The following is a 16225-nucleotide window of genomic DNA, read 5'->3' as shown; positions in this document are numbered from 1 at the left end:
TTTTTCCGCTTCCCGCCGCTCCCTGAACGACTAGAAAGCGGCTCGTCTCATTTCGGATGATTTGATTTTGCTCCTTCTGTATGGTGGCGACAATGCTTTTCATTTGCACATTGGCTTGCTGCCCGAGCACTTCCAGGAGCAGTTTATCCCCGATCGCCATATCGGTATTAAACATGGATTTCAGTTTGCCGTTTTTGATGAGAAACTGCCTTTTCAGCTCAATCGCGCCGGCAATCGTCTCTCCGGGAACGTCATACTGAGCCGGACCCCGTCCATGGTTGTAAAACAAGCTGGAAATCGGCGCCCTCCAATCGTAAATCAAAAAACGTTCTTCCTTTTCATCCATTAATGAACTGAGTCCGATATACACCGCTTCAGCCTTTTGTTCACCTTCTTCCAAAAAATCGACGCGGCCAAAATAAGGAGAATCCTTCACTTTCAAAAGCCTTTTCAATTGGCTGTAAAATTGCTGATGGCTTCTTTCCCGTTCTGACAATACCTCCGCCTGCTGTTTAATGCTTGAAAACGTTTCGATCGCTTCGTTTACATCGGCCAAATTCAAGGTGACATCATCCCAGAAATTTTTTCTCAAATCAATAATGTCCTCTTTTAGCCAGCCGGTCTTACTCTTTAGAGAATGAAGTTTTTGATCTAATTCATTTAGAACCTGTTCGATTCGTTTTTCTTCTTCATGCCAATCCTTGCCGGTTTCCGTCATCTGAATCACTCCCTAAAAAGATTTGACAAAGAAAATAAACCATGATAAAATAAATATGGATAAAAATATAAATAATGATATTTTATGTTAAAATACACTTCATCTTATCATAGATGTCCCGTTCAGATCAATATACCAAATAAAAAAAGCCGATTCTTTCCTCGAGAAAAATCGGCTTTTTTGTCGTTATTCAGCTGTTTGAACGGAGCGAACGGTTTGGCAATTTCCAATTAAACATATAGGAGCAGACCCTGCACGCGACAAGCACGGCAAACAGCAAATATAGGGCAAAAGGCTTCTCCGCCCAGCCAAGCCCAATAATCAATCCTCCTAAAGCAGCCCAAACCGCGTAAATTTCCGTTTTCAGGACAAGCGGCTTGCGCCCGGCCAAAAGATCCCTGATCATTCCCCCGCCGCTTCCAGTTAATACTGCAGCTACGATCACCGCACTGACGGGATGATTCATGTGAACGGCGTATAGCGCTCCCTGGATCGCAAATGCGGACAAACCGATCGCGTCCGAAAAGTTCCCCCATACCTTCCAATGCTTCAGCAGGAGATTTGGAAACAAAAATACGAACGTGATCGAGGCCAATGCGATTTGAAACAGCGATCCCTGCTCCCACAAAGCAGACACCGGAACACCGATCAGCAGATTTCTGATCGCCCCTCCGCCAAACGCTGTGACAATTCCTAATATATAAACTCCTAAAATATCATACTCTTCTTCCATTGCAACAATCGCTCCGCTGATCGCAAAGGCAATGGTTCCGATGATGCTCAACGCTTCCCAAGCCATCCAAGGTGTCCTCCATACGAATTTTCAATCTTTTTGATTTTATAACTACCCCAGCCTTGAAATCAACATGTAAAATAAAATATATCTTATAATAATGGAAGTATACCGGGGAGGACGGCCTTCTCTCCCAGCATAAAAGGAGTGGAGCGATGGAACAGATCATCACCATAGAAGATGCCAAAGATGAATGGCATTCAATATGAAGAAGAAAAAAAGCGGCTGCAGGCACTCTTTGAAAAAACTTCGTTCGGGATCGAACACATCGGGAGCACCGCCGTTTTCGGTCTTGCCGCAAAACCAGTGCTGGATCTGATGATTGGAAGCAAACACCTCGAAGCAGAACGATTGACATTTAAATAGAGTCATTCATTCTCTTTCTCAAAGGAAGATCATCGAAAGAAATAAAGATTCTATCCGGATATTAAACTGGACCATGCTAAAAGGGTTATCCAATGGGATACGATATGAATAGAGCGTGGGCGACCTTTCTTTTGACGAAGGGGATGACCGCCTTTAGCCGTCTTTATAAAGCGGATCAACTTGTCTGTAAGAGCGGCAAAAGGCTGAGGGGGAAGCGTAGGGTTTGTTTCTGATGCAGCCGCCTGGTTACTTTGTGTATTGGACATAATAATATAATAGAACAGCCATAATCAATGCGATTGTCATGGTCATTAATTTATGCTTCGTTTTTTTGAACATGCGTCTGCTCCTCTCGCTTTGCTTTTTCAATCACGTCTGTAATAAATGGCGCTTTTCCTTCTGTATAGGATATACGGTCGCGCGGAAAACGCTGAGCCAAATCTCTTTTCTGCGCTTCATAATCTTTCCGGGCCTTTGGATGGGCTCTTACATAATCGCAGCAATGTATGCAGCAGCTTGGGATTATCGATCTCATGCCGCCGAATATATTGAAAAGACAGCCCCACCAGCAAACATTCGCCGACTGCCTCAATTTGCGACTGAACGGGTACTCCGCGAATCAATTCAATGTCCCCTATAACTGATAAAGGATAGCTGAATCGGAGCAAAAGTGATTTTCCGGTTTCAACGCTCGAAGTGACCTTCAACTTGCCCTCAACCAAAAATAAAAGCGACTCCATATCACTTCCTTCATGCAAAATGATTTCACCTAGTTCGTATTGCTGCAGCCGAAATGGGATGTTTTCGATTCGGTCAAACATATTTTCAAAACGATATTTATATAAGATTGTTTCAAGCAGCTGCGAATCTTGAATAATTTTCACGATGAAAGCTCCTTTTTGGACAAATGTCCTTTTCATTATAAGCTGAATTGATAGGATATGGATAGGACAACGGATAGGAGTGGATAGATCGTGAATTTTGTATTTGATTTGGATGGCACCATCTGTTTTGAAGGACAACCGGTTTCTGAACATCTGCTCATGGCGTTTGAAGAACTGAAAGCCCAGGGCCATGAAGTCATTTTTGCTTCAGCAAGACCGATCCGTGATCTGCTTCCTGTTTTGCATGAACGGTTTCATCATGACAAAATGGTTGGCGGCAACGGCTCAATGGTTGCGAGAGAAGGAAAGATCATGTCGACAGCATGCTTCGATGACCGCACCCTTTCCGACATGATGCAATTGCTGGAGGAGCATCGTCTCGCTTATTTAATAGACAGTGATTGGGATTATGCATATACCGGTCCGGCCGGGCATCCCATTTTAAAACATCTTGATCCGCAAAAGCGCGCTAAAAATGTTGCCCTGGGTGAATTGCGGCATATTGTGAAAATCCTGCTGCTCACCTCAAAAAATATGAAAAAAGTAGAGGAACAACTCGGCAAAATGGATGTTGTTGTACACGTCCACGCCAATGAAGGCGTTCTCGATGTAAGTCCAAGAGGAGTGGACAAGTGGAGCGGACTTCAGCAGCTTGGAATAAAACAAGGAGAATATATCGCATTTGGAAATGATGCGAATGATATTCCGATGTTTAAATATGCGCTGTATGCTGTGATGGTCGGTCATCATCCCCAATTGGCGCCGTTTTCTTCCGAACAGCTGCCATTACATGATCATATCGAACATTCTCTCGTTCAAACATTGGCTGAACTGGGGCGTGTCTATTCAGAAAAGGCAATGAAATAAAAAAGAACAGCTGAGCCAGCCGCAGACTTGTCGCGGACAGCTTGCAGCTGCTCATCTGTTCAAAGTTACCCCTATCTTGTTAATACCATTCTCACCGTTTTCAAAATATGTCCTTCAAAGTCTTCATCATACTCAGAAACTTTCTCAAATCCTTTTGCTGTATAGAAGGTTTTGCCGATTTGATTTTCTTTTTCAACGTCGACGAAAACCTTTCTGACGTTTTCCAGCTGTTTGATCCCCTCATGCAGCAAGGCCGTTCCAATGCCTTTTCCCTGATATTCCGGGTATACATAAATCGCGGCAAGAAAGGTTTCCCCCTTCTCATTGACCGGGGAATAGTTGGCAAAGCCGACGATTTTCCCATCCGCTTCTGAAACGAATAAGAAAGAACGATTCAGGCGTTGCTTCATCCTTTCATCGTTATAGGCGGAATCCAGAAATTTTTCTTGGATCTCCCGGGGGATGATGCCTTCATATGTATGATTCCAGCTTATTTTCGCGATGTGCTGAACTTGCGGGATGTCTTTCTTTTGCATCGTCCGGATATGAAATTCCATATAGACACCTCTTCCAATCCATCTAAGTTTTCCAAATATTATAACATCTCTCCACCCGAATGAATATAAAAAAGAGCATTGCATATGCAACGCTCTTATTCTTTTTCCCCTTTCATCAAGCACATGCAGATGATAATCAAAATAAATGCGATGAGCGCGAGAAACGGAATGGTGATAAAACCGAGCCAATTGATGTATTGCCCCGAACACGGCACTCCTGTAACACAGGGCTTAATCCCGCTGAATCCGGGAACCTTTTGCTCCAAATAATGCATCAGGGAAATAAATCCGCCGATGGCCGCCATCGGCAGCACATATTTTTTGACGCGGACATCCCCCTGGAATGTCGCAATCCCGAGAATCAGAACCAGCGGATACATCATGATCCGCTGGTACCAGCAAAGCTCGCAAGGAATGAATTTACGGATTTCGCTGAAGTACAGGCTGCCGAGTGTCGCCGTTAAAGAGACGATCCAGGCGCCATATAGAAAAATCAACTTATTTTTCATTTGATTTGCCTTTCAGCTCTTTCTCGATCGCTTCTTTAATTTTGTCATAATTAAAAGGCTCGGCAATCTTTTCGCCGTTGACGAAAATCGTCGGCGTCGAATTGACTTTGTATTCGTTAATCAGCGACTCATCCGTTCGCAGTTCTTTTGAGAAAGTTTTGTCGCTCAGACTTTTGATAAGCTTGTCACGCTTGACTTTCGTATGAGATTCGGTGATATCGGCCAGCTTCGCCGGTGTCGCCCACTCTGATTCCATCGTGTCATTGTCGGGCTGCGCTTTATATAATGCTTCATGGAACGCCCAGTAGGAATCCGGGTCTTCTTTCCACACCTGTTCTGATGCCAGGGCGCTCAGTTCAGAACCTCTGCCATGCTGTTCATTGACAAAATTAATATATGAAAAATTAACTTTTCCTTTATCAATATAATCTTTTTTCAAATCCGGAAATACGTTTTCAGTCCATTGTTTGCAGCTCGGACACTTGTAGTCTCCGAATTCTGTAATGGTGACCGCCGCGCTTTTATTTCCGAGAATCGGCTGTCCTTCTGTCGATGGCTTGTCATCAAACGTTTGCGAAGCGTTTTTGGTTTGATTGTTGATAACGATCAATGCACCGATCAGGAAAACGACCACGACTGTCATTATGACGGCAAATTTCATCGGTGACTGCTGTTTCTTTTTCACTTAGACACCTCATTATTTTATATTTTTTTAATATGTCAGTTTCATAATCTCTTTCATTTTAACAAGTCAAGCCATGTTCGTGAAGACGCTAAAAAATGATTTTCCAGTTCTTTAGATGGTAAAAATGTTACAATTCTTTAACATTTAAAACCCGCATCGCATTTAAAACAGCAAGAAGCGTCACGCCGACATCTGAAAATACGGCTTCCCACATCGTGGCGATTCCGAAAGCGCCCAACATGAGAAAAACGCCTTTTATGCCGAGGGCAAAAATAATATTTTGCCAGACGATCGTTCTCGTCCGTTTGGCAATGTGGATCGCTTCTGCGATTTTTGACGGCTGATCCGTCATGATCACGATATCTGCAGCCTCAACCGCCGCATCTGATCCGAGTCCGCCCATCGCGATCCCGATGTCCGCTCTCGCCAACACGGGTGTATCATTGATGCCGTCACCGGCGAACAGCAGTTTTTCTTTAGGAAGCTTTTGCTTATCAAGCTCTTCGATGCGGTCAACTTTGTGCTGCGGCAGAAGCTCTGCATGGACTTCATCAATGTCAAGCGCCTCTGCGACAGCCTCGCCCACCTCTTTCGCATCTCCCGTCAGCATCACTGTTTTTGCGACACCCGCTTTTTTCAGGGAGGAAATCGCGCGGCGGGCATCTTCTTTTACGTCATCCGCAATGAGAATCGAACCGATGAATTCATGATCGATCGCTACATAAATAACGGTTCCGATGCCCTTCTCTTCTTGATAGCGGATGTGTTCCCGCTTCATCAGCTTGGCGTTTCCGGCCAAAACGCTTTTCCCGTTTACAACCGCCTTGACGCCATAGCCCGGCATTTCACTGTAATCTTTTATGTCTTCCGGTGAAACGGTCTTTCCGTATGCTACACGGATCGACTCCGCAATCGGATGGCCTGAGTGGTATTCGGCAAGCGCCGCATATTCCAGCAGCTCTTCCTCTTTGATCTCTCCACCGGCCGGCGACAGTTTGACGACCGCAAATTCCCCTTTCGTCAATGTGCCTGTTTTGTCAAACACCGCATATTTCACATCGTTCAACGCTTCTAAATAATTGCTGCCTTTTACAAGAATGCCGGCTTTTGACGCGGCACCGATTCCCCCGAAAAAGCCGAGCGGAATCGAAACAACGAGCGCACATGGACACGAAATCACCAAAAAGACAAGCGCCCTGTACACCCAATCCGATAATGAAGCGCCGGGAATGACAAGCGGCGGAACAAATGCCAAAAGAAGAGCGATGATGACGACAAACGGTGTGTAGTACCTCGCAAATTTCGTGATGAAATTTTCGGTTTTCGCTTTTCTGCTGCCGGCGTTTTGCACCAAATTGAGTATCTTCGAAACGGTCGATTCCCCGTATTCTTTTTCGACTTTCACTTCGAGTACTCCGCTTTTATTGACGAATCCGCTTAATACCTCTTTGCCCGGCCCTACTTCCCTCGGGACGGATTCTCCTGTTAAAGCGGAAGTGTCAACCATTGACCTTCCCTCTGCTACCTGGCCGTCAAGCGGAATTTTCTCCCCGGGCCTGATGATGATCACATCGCCCGGAGCGACGGTTTCAGGAGACACTTTGACAGCTCCGCCCTCCGTTTTCAAATTGGCATACTCCGGACGGATATCCATCAAATCGCTGATCGATTTTCGGGAACGGCTGACAGCGGCTCCCTGAAACAGCTCGCCGATTTGGTAGAACAGCATCACCGCCACCCCTTCAGGGTATTGTCCGATAATGAAAGCACCGGCTGTGGCAATGGTCATCAAAAAATGCTCATCAAAGACCCGACCTTGAAAGATGTTTTTGACCGCTCTGAATACAACATCGCCGCCAATGATCAGGTAAGCAAGGAAAAAGAGAAGCCATTCCGCCATCCCTCCGGCGGGAACAAGAAATCCGGCTGCTCCGCATGCCGTCCCCGCTGCAAGCCTCGCAAGCGTTTTTTGGATGCGCTTGTCGCCTCCCTGTTCCCTTTGTGAAGCCTCTTCTTTCAACGCAACTTTGATATGCGGCTCTATGGCGTTCACTTTTTTCTTAATCTCAGATGATATATCAGACCCGCTGCTTGTCGCGACCGTCACTGTCAGGGTGCTTGTCGCAAAATTGACCGAGCATGCTTCAATTCCTTTCATCCCGGCGACCCCGTCTTCAATTTTTCGGGCGCAGTTTCCGCAGTCGAGGCCGTTTAACATATATTCCTGCTTCACTTTTTCCATCTCTCTCACCTTTCTTTATATCAAGCTGGAGCGATTTATATCATATATGAACATATACGCATATAGTTTATAGCTTTATTATATGCCCCAGCATGAAAATGTGTCAATCAGCTACATGCACCGGCTTCCAAGCGAAACGGTGTTCACCGTTTCCCCGGTTCCACACCGAAACTCAGAAGGCATATTGGAAGCAGCCTCCCAATATACTTAGTTTAGCTATTAGACTAACAAGCTTTTTCCAGTTAAGGAGTGGTCTACTTGAGAAAAAAACGTGTTTTTCTGTTCAGCCTTATGGTTCTGCTTTTCCTTTCCGCAGGCTGCAGCAGCACCGGCGAAAATGCCGAAGCGGCAAAAGAGGTGAAAGTCTGGGATTATTTTACCGGGAAACAGCAGGAGCTCTATCATGAACTTGTCGATCAGTACAATCAATCACAGGACCGCTATAAAGTGGTCACAGAGTATATCCCGTTCAACGAAGTGAAAAAGCAGCTTTCCGTCGGTGCTGCTGGGGCTGCGCTTCCTGACGCCGTTTTTCTCGACAATGTTGACAATGCCTCATTCGCCGCCATGGGGGTTCTTGAAGACTTGACCGGCAGAATCGAAACATGGGGACAGACCGATCAATTTTACGATGGACCGCTGTCATCCGCACGCTATGATGGAAAATACTACGGCGTTCCTTTCGCAAGCAATGCGCTTGCCCTGTTTTACAACAAAGATTTGCTGCGTGCTGCCGGTTTGGCGGAGCCGCCAAAAACATGGAGCGAACTGAGAAAGGCCGCCCAAAAAACAAGCAAAGGCCAAACGAAAGGCTTCGCGATGTCCGCCGTCAAATCGGAGGAAAGCGCTTTTCAGTTTTATCCGTTCCTCCTGTCGTCCGGCGCCGAGTTCAATCATCTGCAATCAGAGAAAGCGGTTTCTTCCCTTCAATTTTTAACCGATTTAATAAAAGACGGCTCGATGGACAAAGAAGTCTTAAATGCCACACAGGATGACCTTGCCAGACAGTTTGCAGCGGGGCGGCTCGCCATGATGATCAATGGCTCTTGGAATATCGAACGGCTGAAAGAAGCAGAGCAGCTGGATTACGGGATCACCTTTATTCCAAAAGACAAAACCTTTGCTTCCGCTCTCGGAGGGGAGAACATCGCCGTCGTCAAAGGGAAAAACGCTGACGGCGCCTGGGATTTCATCACCTGGCTCATCGATCCGAAGCGGCTTGAAACACTGACGGCTGAGACCGGCGTTTTCCCGCCGCGTAAAGACATACTTGAAAAATCGGACCGTTGGAAAACAGATCAACATGTAAAGGCGTTTATCCCGATTATGGATATTGCTTCGGCACGGGGTCCTTCGAAAGATTGGCCGAAAATGTCCGAAGCATTGCAGACGGCCCTTCAGGAAGCACTCAGCGAAAGCAAACCGCCGGAAGACGCGCTGAAGGATGCCGCCCGGAAAATCAAAACACTACACTAGCTGTAAGCGGGTAAGGAGTTGGATCATGATCAAAGCGTTCATCCGAAAATGGGAAGGATATGTCTTTATGTTTCCGGCGGTACTTTTTATGCTTGCCCTTATCGGCTACCCGTTAATCTACAATCTGCTGCTCAGCTTCCAGAACCTGTCCCTATCAAATTTGGCCTCTCATGATGCCGGGTTTATAGGATTTGAGAATTATAAACGCCTCGCCCGAGATCAAGTATTTTGGGCGTCCTTGAAAAACACGCTCGCATATACAGCAGGAAGCGTCATCTTCCAATTTGTCATCGGTTTTTTGCTTGCTTTGTTTTTCAATTTGAAATTTCGCCTTGCCCCGTTCCTGCGGGGCCTGATGATGGTCAGCTGGCTGATACCGCTGACGGTTACGGCGCTTTTGTTTAAGTTTATGATGGCTTCAAACGAGGGGATTTTCAATCAGCTCCTGTTATCATGGGGGATCATTGACAGCCCTGTTCCATGGCTGTCAAATCCGGATGCCGCGATTTGGTCGGTCATCATCGCCAATATTTGGGTCGGCATTCCCTTCAACATGCTGCTCATATCCGCAGGCCTCAGCTCCCTGCCGGAAGATGTATACGAAAGCGCAAGCCTTGACGGGGCGGGCAGGTTTCAGAAATTGATATATATCACACTGCCTTTACTGCGGCCGGTGATCATCGTCGTCATGATGCTCGGATTTATATACACGTTCAAAGTATTCGACCTTGTCTTTGTGATGACTGGAGGCGGTCCTGTTCATTCGACTGAAGTGCTATCAACCGTCAGCTACCGCTATTCCTTTGATCAATTTCAGTTCAGCATGGGAGCGGCCAGCGCCAATATCCTGTTTTTCATTCTCCTTTTGGTCAGCCTCGTGTATTTGCGGCTGATCAAAAAAGATGAGGTGATGTGATCATGCCGGGACGCAAAGAATGGTTCCTCAACGGTTTGGGAATTTTGATCACGGCGATTTTTCTGTTTCCGGTGTACTGGATGGTCGTTACGGCTTTCAAAACCGGGGCGGAATTGTTTCAAACACCGCCTTCCCTTTGGCCTGAGACCTTTCAGATTGCCGGTTTTCAAGCGGTATTTGCAAAAGGGATCGCCAAATATTTTGTAAACAGCCTGCTGATTTCCGGAACTGCGGCCGGCATCGTCCTGCTGCTCTCGGTGCCTTCCGCCTACGGCTTGGCCCGCTTTCAAATCCGCGGAAAAAAACTGTTTATTTTGCTGTTTCTTATCACGCAAATGCTGCCCGCGACCGTCATTTTGACGCCGCTGTTTATCGTGTTTAACAAGCTGAACCTATTAAACACATACCTCGGCCCGATTTTGGCCGCTGCAACGCTTGGCATCCCTTTTTCGGTGTTGATGCTCAGAACGTTTTTCCTCGGGATTCCCAAAGATCTTGAGGACGCCGCAAAAATAGATGGATGCAGCCGTTTGACAGCGTTCATCCGCATCATTTTGCCTGTTGCCATGCCGGGAATCGCCGTCAGCGGCGCGATTTCCTTCTTTTTCGCGTGGGGGGATTTGATTTTCAGCCTGACGTTTAACAGAAATCAGGAGCTGTGGCCCTTAACGGCCGGCATCTACAATGTGATCAGCCAATATGGCATCGAGTGGAATGATCTGATGGCCTTTGCCGTCATTTCCGTTCTGCCTGTCATTTTGATCTTTGTCCTGCTGCAAAAACAGCTTGTCAAAGGCCTTGTGAGCGGTTCAATTAAATAAAGAAAGGGTGCTGTATATGAAATTTTCCGACGGCTACTGGCTGACCCGGGACGGCTATGACATCAATACGCCAAAGGAAGCTTATGATCACCGGATTGACGGACGGTCACTGACTGTATACGGTCCTGTCAAAGCGATACAGAAAAGGGGAGACACGCTGGACACCCGAATGCTGACCGTCAGGTTTTCAAGCCCGCTTGAAGACGTGATCCGCGTTCAGGTTTTCCACTTTAAAGGAAGAATCGACAACAAGCCCGGTTTTGAACTTCGAATGACAGACGTGAAGCCGCTGATTACGGAAGATGCCGAAGCATTGATATTCCAAAGCGGCAGTCTGAGCGTAAACGTGTACAAAAACGGCTGGGGCTATCAATTTTCACGCGCCGGGCGCAAGCTGACAGAAAGCTCTCCGAACAGCCTCGCCTATATTACGGCAGAGGATGGCCGGACATTTATGAGAGAGCAGCTTGATATCGGCGTCGGTGAAACGATTTACGGACTCGGGGAGCGCTTTGCCGCATTTGTGAAAAACGGCCAATCCGTCGATATTTGGAACAAAGACGGCGGAACAAGCACTGAGCAGGCTTATAAAAATATCCCGTTTTACTTGTCAAACAGAGGATATGGCGTGTTTGTCAACCATCCTGAGCTTGTGTCCTATGAAATCGGTTCTGAAGTCGTCTCAAAAGCGCAATTTTCCGTTGAAGGAGAATCTCTCGATTATGTCATTATCGCTGGCGGAGAGCCAAAAGATGTATTAAGTCGATACGCCCAGCTAACCGGCAAACCTGCTCTCCCGCCCGCCTGGTCCTTCGGTCTTTGGCTGTCGACATCATTTACAACCGATTACTCGGAAGAAACGGTTACCCGCTTTATCGACGGGATGAAAGAGCGGGATATTCCGCTCAGCGTCTTCCATTTTGACTGTTTCTGGATGAAAGAATTCGAATGGTGCAATTTTGAATGGGATGAGCGTTTTTTTCAGCAGCCTCAAGCCATGCTCAGCCGTCTGAAAGAAAAAGGCCTGAAGATCTGTGTATGGATCAATCCTTATATCGCTCAAAAATCGAAACTTTTTCAAGAAGGCAAGGAAAACGGCTATTTTCTAAAAAACGACCAGGGCGATGTGTGGCAGTGGGACCGCTGGCAGGCGGGAATGGCGATCGTCGATTTTACAAACCCGAAAGCGCGCGATTGGTACTGTTCAAAACTGGAACATCTGCTGAACATGGGCGTGGACTGCTTTAAGACCGACTTCGGCGAAAGAATCCCGGTCGACGCCGTGTATTTTGACGGATCTGATCCTGAAAAAATGCACAATTATTATTCATTTTTATATAACAAAACCGTCTTCGATCTCCTCAAAGAAAAACGCGGCGAACAGGAAGCGGTTGTTTTTGCAAGATCGGCGACGGCCGGGTGCCAGCAATTTCCCGTTCACTGGGGAGGAGATTGTTTTGCCAGCTATGATTCGATGGCGGAAAGCCTTCGCGGCGGTCTGTCCCTTTCTCTTTCCGGATTCGGATTTTGGAGCCATGATATCGGCGGCTTTGAAAGCACGGCCTCTGCCGATTTGTATAAACGCTGGACGGCATTCGGGCTTTTGTCAACGCACAGCCGCCTCCACGGCAGCGAATCGTACAGGGTGCCGTGGCTGTTTGACGAAGAAGCGTCAGATGTGATGAGATATTTTGTCAAATTGAAGCACAGGCTGATGCCGTATTTGTATGCCGCCGCTTATGAAGCACACAAAGAAGGCATTCCCGTGATGCGTGCGATGCTGCTCGAATTCCCCGAAGACAGGACCTGTGACTGGCTTGACAGGCAGTATATGCTCGGCGGCAGCCTGCTTGTCGCTCCTGTTTTTCAAGAAAACGGCGCTGTCTCGTACTATTTGCCGAAAGGAACGTGGACACACCTTCTAACAGGAAAAGAAACAGAAGGCGGAGAGTGGAAAGAAGAACAATACGGCTATATGGGGCTCCCTCTTTTCGTCAGGGAAAACACCCTGCTTCCGCTCGGAAATGTGTCAGACCGCCCAGACTATGACTACCTCGACGGCGTCACATTCTGCCTGTACCACTTAAAAGACGGCTGCTCGGCGGAACAGGCGGTCTATAATGTAAACGGTGAATCAATGACCATCAGGGCCGTCCGAAACCAAAATACGATCACAGTCAACTCAACAGGCGTTCAAAAGAAATGGAAGCTGATCCTCCGCAACCATCCACCCGTCAGCTCCGTGATAAACGGAGCCGCGGAAGCCCTTCAAGAAGGAACGGGGATTCGGCCGAAAGAGGAACAGCGGGATGTCGTCATTTTTTTCTGAAAGGAGTGAAACTATGCTGAAGTCAGTCCGCATGACCATAGCGACCGCGCTATGCATAATCCTTTCAATCGCGGGTTTCAGCCTGCCGCGCCCGGCGGCGGCTGAAGCACCGGCATATGAATTCCCTTTTCAAAACCCCGGGCTTTCCGTCGAAAAAAGGGTCAGCGATCTCATTTCCCGACTTACGCTTGAAGAAAAAGTATCGCTCATGCACCAATATCAGCCCGCCATCCCCCGCCTCGGGATTCCCGCTTTTAAAACGGGCACTGAAGCGCTTCACGGCGTCGCCTGGCTCGGTAAAGCGACTGTTTTCCCACAGGCTGTGGGGCTCGCTCACACCTGGAATCCCGCTTTGATTAAGCGGGTCGGCTCTGCGGTCGGAGACGAAGTCCGCGGCTTTCACCATCTCAATCCCGCCGCCAACGGCGTCAATGTATGGGCTCCCGTCGTCGATCTGCTGCGTGATCCAAGGTGGGGAAGAAATGAAGAAGGCTATTCAGAAGATCCCTTTTTAACAGGAAAAATATCAGCCGCCTATGCATCCGGCTTAAAAGGAGACCACCCTTTTTATTTGAAAACGGTTCCAACACTAAAGCATTTTCTCGGCTACAACAATGAAACAGACCGGGGCTTCAGCTCTTCCAGCATCGACCCGCGGAACATGCAGGAGTATTACATCAAGCCGTTTGAAACCGCGATTACTGAAAAAGCCGCATACGGACTGATGCCCGCTTACAATTCGATCAATGATAAACCGGCCATTTTAAGCCCGCTTCTTCACACCGCCGTCAAAAACAAATGGGCGGGAAAGCACTTCTTTATCGTCAGCGACGCTTTTGATCCATCAGGAATTGTAAATGATCACCGCTATTATGACAATCACGAAGAAGCGCATGCACATGCTCTGAAAGCGGGGATTGACAGCTTCACAGACCAGGGGGAAAATCCCGCATTGACAAAGAACGCAGTCACAGGCGCCCTCAAAAAAGGGCTGATCGCTGAAAAAGACTTGGATCAGGCGTTGGCAAACGTATTCAGCCTCCGCTTCCGAACGGGCGAATTTGATCCGGATAAGCGCAATCCGTACAGCCGTCTCACAGAGAATGTCATCAACAGCCCGAAACATCAAAAGCTTGCCAAAAAAACCGCGGAACAATCAATCGTGTTATTAAAAAACAGCAAACAGCTGCTCCCTCTCGAGCGGCGCGCGGATGAAAAGATCGCTGTAATCGGCCCGTTTGGAGATGCGCTTTATGAGGATTGGTACAGCGGGACAATGCCTTATCAAATCACCCCGCTTGCTGGAATCACGGACAAAATCGGCAAAGACCGCGTCTCTTTCGCGGAAGGAATCGAACAAAGCGGTTTTCGATCCGCACTGACGGGAAAATATGTGACAGCTCAAGACGAAAAACAACCGCTTTCGGCAACTGCAGATGAATTGAAAAAACGCGAAACATTCGACTTGGCCGATTGGGGGGACGGCATATACACGCTGCGTGCTCAAGCGAACGGCCGCTATGCATCACTTCATGAGGACGGCAGCGTCGTTCCGGACCAAAAGCAGCCAAACGGCTGGACGGTCAAGGAGACCTTCCAGCTTGAAAAACAGCCTGACGGGACATATGCCATCAAAAATACGGCAAACGGCAAATACATCACCGCCAAAAAGGACGGGACATTAACAGCCTCGGCTGATACGCCGCTGACAGCGGCGGAAAAATTCGCAAAAACCGTTGTCAAAAGCGCCGTCGAAGAAGCAGCGGCACTGGCAAAATCGGCGGACAAAACAATTGTTTTTGTCGGAAACAACCCTTATATCAACGGCCGGGAAACACAGGACCGCAAAGATATCACCCTTCCTCCCGCACAAGAGGAGCTGATAAAAGCTGTCACAAAAGCCAATCCGAACACAGCGCTGGTCGTTACAAGCAGCTATCCGTTCGCCTTGAACTGGGCTGACAGACATGTACCCAGCATTTTGTATTCCGCTCATGGCGGACAGGAAGCCGGCCGTGCGCTGGCTGATATCCTTTTCGGCGATAAAGCGCCGGGCGGACGATTGACGCAGACGTGGCACGCATCCATCCATGAGCTTCCTGATATGATGGATTACGACATCATCAAAGGGAAAAGAACATACAAATATTTTGAAGATCGGCCGCTTTATCCGTTCGGCCACGGTTTGTCCTATACATCGTTTCGCTATCACGGTTTGACAGTCCCCTTCAAAAGCCTGAAAAAAGGCGGATCTGTCACGGTTCGCTTCAAGGTCACGAACACAGGCGCGAGAACAGGCGATGAGGTCGTCCAACTCTATACCTCGCCGGAATTCAACACAAGGGTGAAGCAGCCGAAGAAGGATCTGAAGGGGTTCCAGCGCATCACGCTTTCACCGAAAGAAACGAAAACCGTCACATTTAAACTGAAACAGACAGACCTCGCCTTTTGGGACGTCACGAGAGAAAGATTCGCCGTCGAAAAAGGCCCCTACAGCATCAAGATCGGCAGTTCCTCAGAGGATATCCGCCTGGTGAAACGAATTCCGGCAGACGGAGAAACCATTCCCAAACGAAATATGAGCAAAAAAACGAAGGCCGAAAACTACGATGATTATAAAGGCGTTCGGATCACTGAAGAATCCAAACACGGCGGAGACGCGGTAAAAACGGATACAGAAGACGCCTGGATTGCCTTCCATCTGGCCAGCTTTCAAGGCGAAAAACGGTTTGAAGCAGCGGTATCAAGCAGCGGCGGCGGAGAAATCGGCATTTATTTGGATCACCCTGTAAAAGGAAAAAAAATCGGTTCACTAAACGTGCCGGATACTTCAGGACTGCAAAACTGGAAAACAATCAAAACTTCGCTCCCAAAAACGACAGGCACCCATCGCGTTTATTTCGTGTTCAAAGGAAAAATAGCGCTCGATACGTTTCAATTCCGCCGGTAATCTGAAGAAAAAGAAAAATTTACAAAGCCATGCAGCGCGTTCTGCATGGCTTTGGCCATTTATTAAGAAATTTTTGAACTTTACAAGTCAAAGGATATGTATTAAAATTCAA

The 16225-nt window shown here is 47.6% G+C and carries 14 protein-coding genes and 1 pseudogene; 7 read left to right on the top strand and 8 right to left on the bottom strand.

Going from position 1 to position 16225, the window contains the following annotated elements; translation table 11 throughout:
* Together BTR1S_RS10305 and BTR1S_RS10300 are read right to left on the bottom strand one after the other, a co-directional pair.
* Positions 1–718: pseudogene (locus BTR1S_RS10305) on the bottom strand (helicase); the annotation flags it as partial.
* A 190-nt stretch (positions 719–908) separates the two neighbouring features.
* A complete protein-coding gene (locus tag BTR1S_RS10300; RefSeq protein ID WP_006639072.1) occupies positions 909–1517 on the bottom strand; it encodes a trimeric intracellular cation channel family protein in 609 nt (202 codons plus the stop codon).
* A 183-nt stretch (positions 1518–1700) separates the two neighbouring features.
* Here BTR1S_RS10300 and BTR1S_RS21870 point away from each other — a divergent pair, with 183 nt between their 5' ends.
* Positions 1701–1877, top strand: a complete 177-nt coding sequence (locus tag BTR1S_RS21870; RefSeq protein ID WP_236834867.1) for a GrpB family protein — start codon at positions 1701–1703, stop codon at positions 1875–1877.
* 316 nt (positions 1878–2193) lie between these two features.
* On the opposite strand, the gene BTR1S_RS21865 is transcribed toward BTR1S_RS21870, so the two are convergent.
* Positions 2194–2412 carry a GrpB family protein gene (locus tag BTR1S_RS21865; RefSeq protein ID WP_081605399.1) on the bottom strand — a complete coding sequence of 73 codons (219 nt, stop codon included), beginning with the start codon at positions 2410–2412 and terminating at the stop codon, positions 2194–2196.
* A complete protein-coding gene (locus BTR1S_RS10295) occupies positions 2333–2761 on the bottom strand; it encodes a Crp/Fnr family transcriptional regulator (protein ID WP_034326781.1) in 429 nt (142 codons plus the stop codon). The genes BTR1S_RS21865 and BTR1S_RS10295 overlap by 80 nt, the downstream gene beginning before the upstream one ends.
* Before the next feature lie 90 nt (positions 2762–2851).
* Here BTR1S_RS10295 and BTR1S_RS10290 point away from each other — a divergent pair, with 90 nt between their 5' ends.
* Entirely contained in the window at positions 2852–3628 is a 777-nt protein-coding gene (locus tag BTR1S_RS10290; protein ID WP_029419520.1) for an HAD-IIB family hydrolase, read from the top strand.
* 71 nt (positions 3629–3699) lie between these two features.
* Here BTR1S_RS10290 and BTR1S_RS10285 read toward each other — a convergent pair whose 3' ends face one another.
* From BTR1S_RS10285 to BTR1S_RS10270, 4 genes are all read right to left on the bottom strand, one after another.
* Complete coding sequence (locus BTR1S_RS10285; RefSeq protein WP_029419521.1) at positions 3700–4185, bottom strand: GNAT family N-acetyltransferase; 486 nt, start codon at positions 4183–4185, stop codon at positions 3700–3702.
* A gap of 95 nt (positions 4186–4280) precedes the next feature.
* On the bottom strand, positions 4281–4694 hold the full coding sequence (locus BTR1S_RS10280) for a disulfide oxidoreductase (RefSeq protein WP_006639076.1): 414 nt from the start codon (positions 4692–4694) through the stop codon (positions 4281–4283).
* On the bottom strand, positions 4684–5379 hold the full coding sequence (locus BTR1S_RS10275; RefSeq protein WP_029419522.1) for a DsbA family protein: 696 nt from the start codon (positions 5377–5379) through the stop codon (positions 4684–4686). Before BTR1S_RS10275 ends, BTR1S_RS10280 begins: the two co-directional genes overlap by 11 nt.
* Positions 5380–5506: 127 nt before the next feature.
* The gene (locus tag BTR1S_RS10270; protein WP_006639078.1) at positions 5507–7621 is read right to left on the bottom strand and encodes a heavy metal translocating P-type ATPase; all 2115 of its coding nucleotides are present in this window, start codon (positions 7619–7621) and stop codon (positions 5507–5509) included.
* 258 nt (positions 7622–7879) lie between these two features.
* Here BTR1S_RS10270 and BTR1S_RS10265 point away from each other — a divergent pair, with 258 nt between their 5' ends.
* Genes BTR1S_RS10265 through BTR1S_RS10245 form a run of 5 tightly spaced genes read left to right on the top strand, consistent with a single transcriptional unit; the run spans position 7880 to position 16113 of the window.
* Complete coding sequence (locus BTR1S_RS10265) at positions 7880–9097, top strand: ABC transporter substrate-binding protein (protein WP_006639079.1); 1218 nt, start codon at positions 7880–7882, stop codon at positions 9095–9097.
* A 25-nt stretch (positions 9098–9122) separates the two neighbouring features.
* Positions 9123–10013, top strand: a complete 891-nt coding sequence (locus BTR1S_RS10260; protein WP_006639080.1) for a carbohydrate ABC transporter permease — start codon at positions 9123–9125, stop codon at positions 10011–10013.
* 2 nt (positions 10014–10015) lie between these two features.
* The gene (locus tag BTR1S_RS10255; RefSeq protein ID WP_006639081.1) at positions 10016–10834 is read left to right on the top strand and encodes a carbohydrate ABC transporter permease; all 819 of its coding nucleotides are present in this window, start codon (positions 10016–10018) and stop codon (positions 10832–10834) included.
* A 16-nt stretch (positions 10835–10850) separates the two neighbouring features.
* Entirely contained in the window at positions 10851–13163 is a 2313-nt protein-coding gene (gene yicI, locus BTR1S_RS10250) for an alpha-xylosidase (RefSeq protein ID WP_029419523.1), read from the top strand.
* A 13-nt stretch (positions 13164–13176) separates the two neighbouring features.
* The gene (locus tag BTR1S_RS10245) at positions 13177–16113 is read left to right on the top strand and encodes a glycoside hydrolase family 3 C-terminal domain-containing protein (RefSeq protein WP_029419524.1); all 2937 of its coding nucleotides are present in this window, start codon (positions 13177–13179) and stop codon (positions 16111–16113) included.
* The last annotated feature ends 112 nt before the right edge of the window (positions 16114–16225 follow it).

It is taken from the genome of Bacillus sonorensis NBRC 101234 = KCTC 13918 (assembly GCF_001592005.1).
Classification (GTDB): domain Bacteria; phylum Bacillota; class Bacilli; order Bacillales; family Bacillaceae; genus Bacillus; species Bacillus sonorensis.
This window is presented reverse-complemented; position numbering and strand designations above follow the sequence as displayed.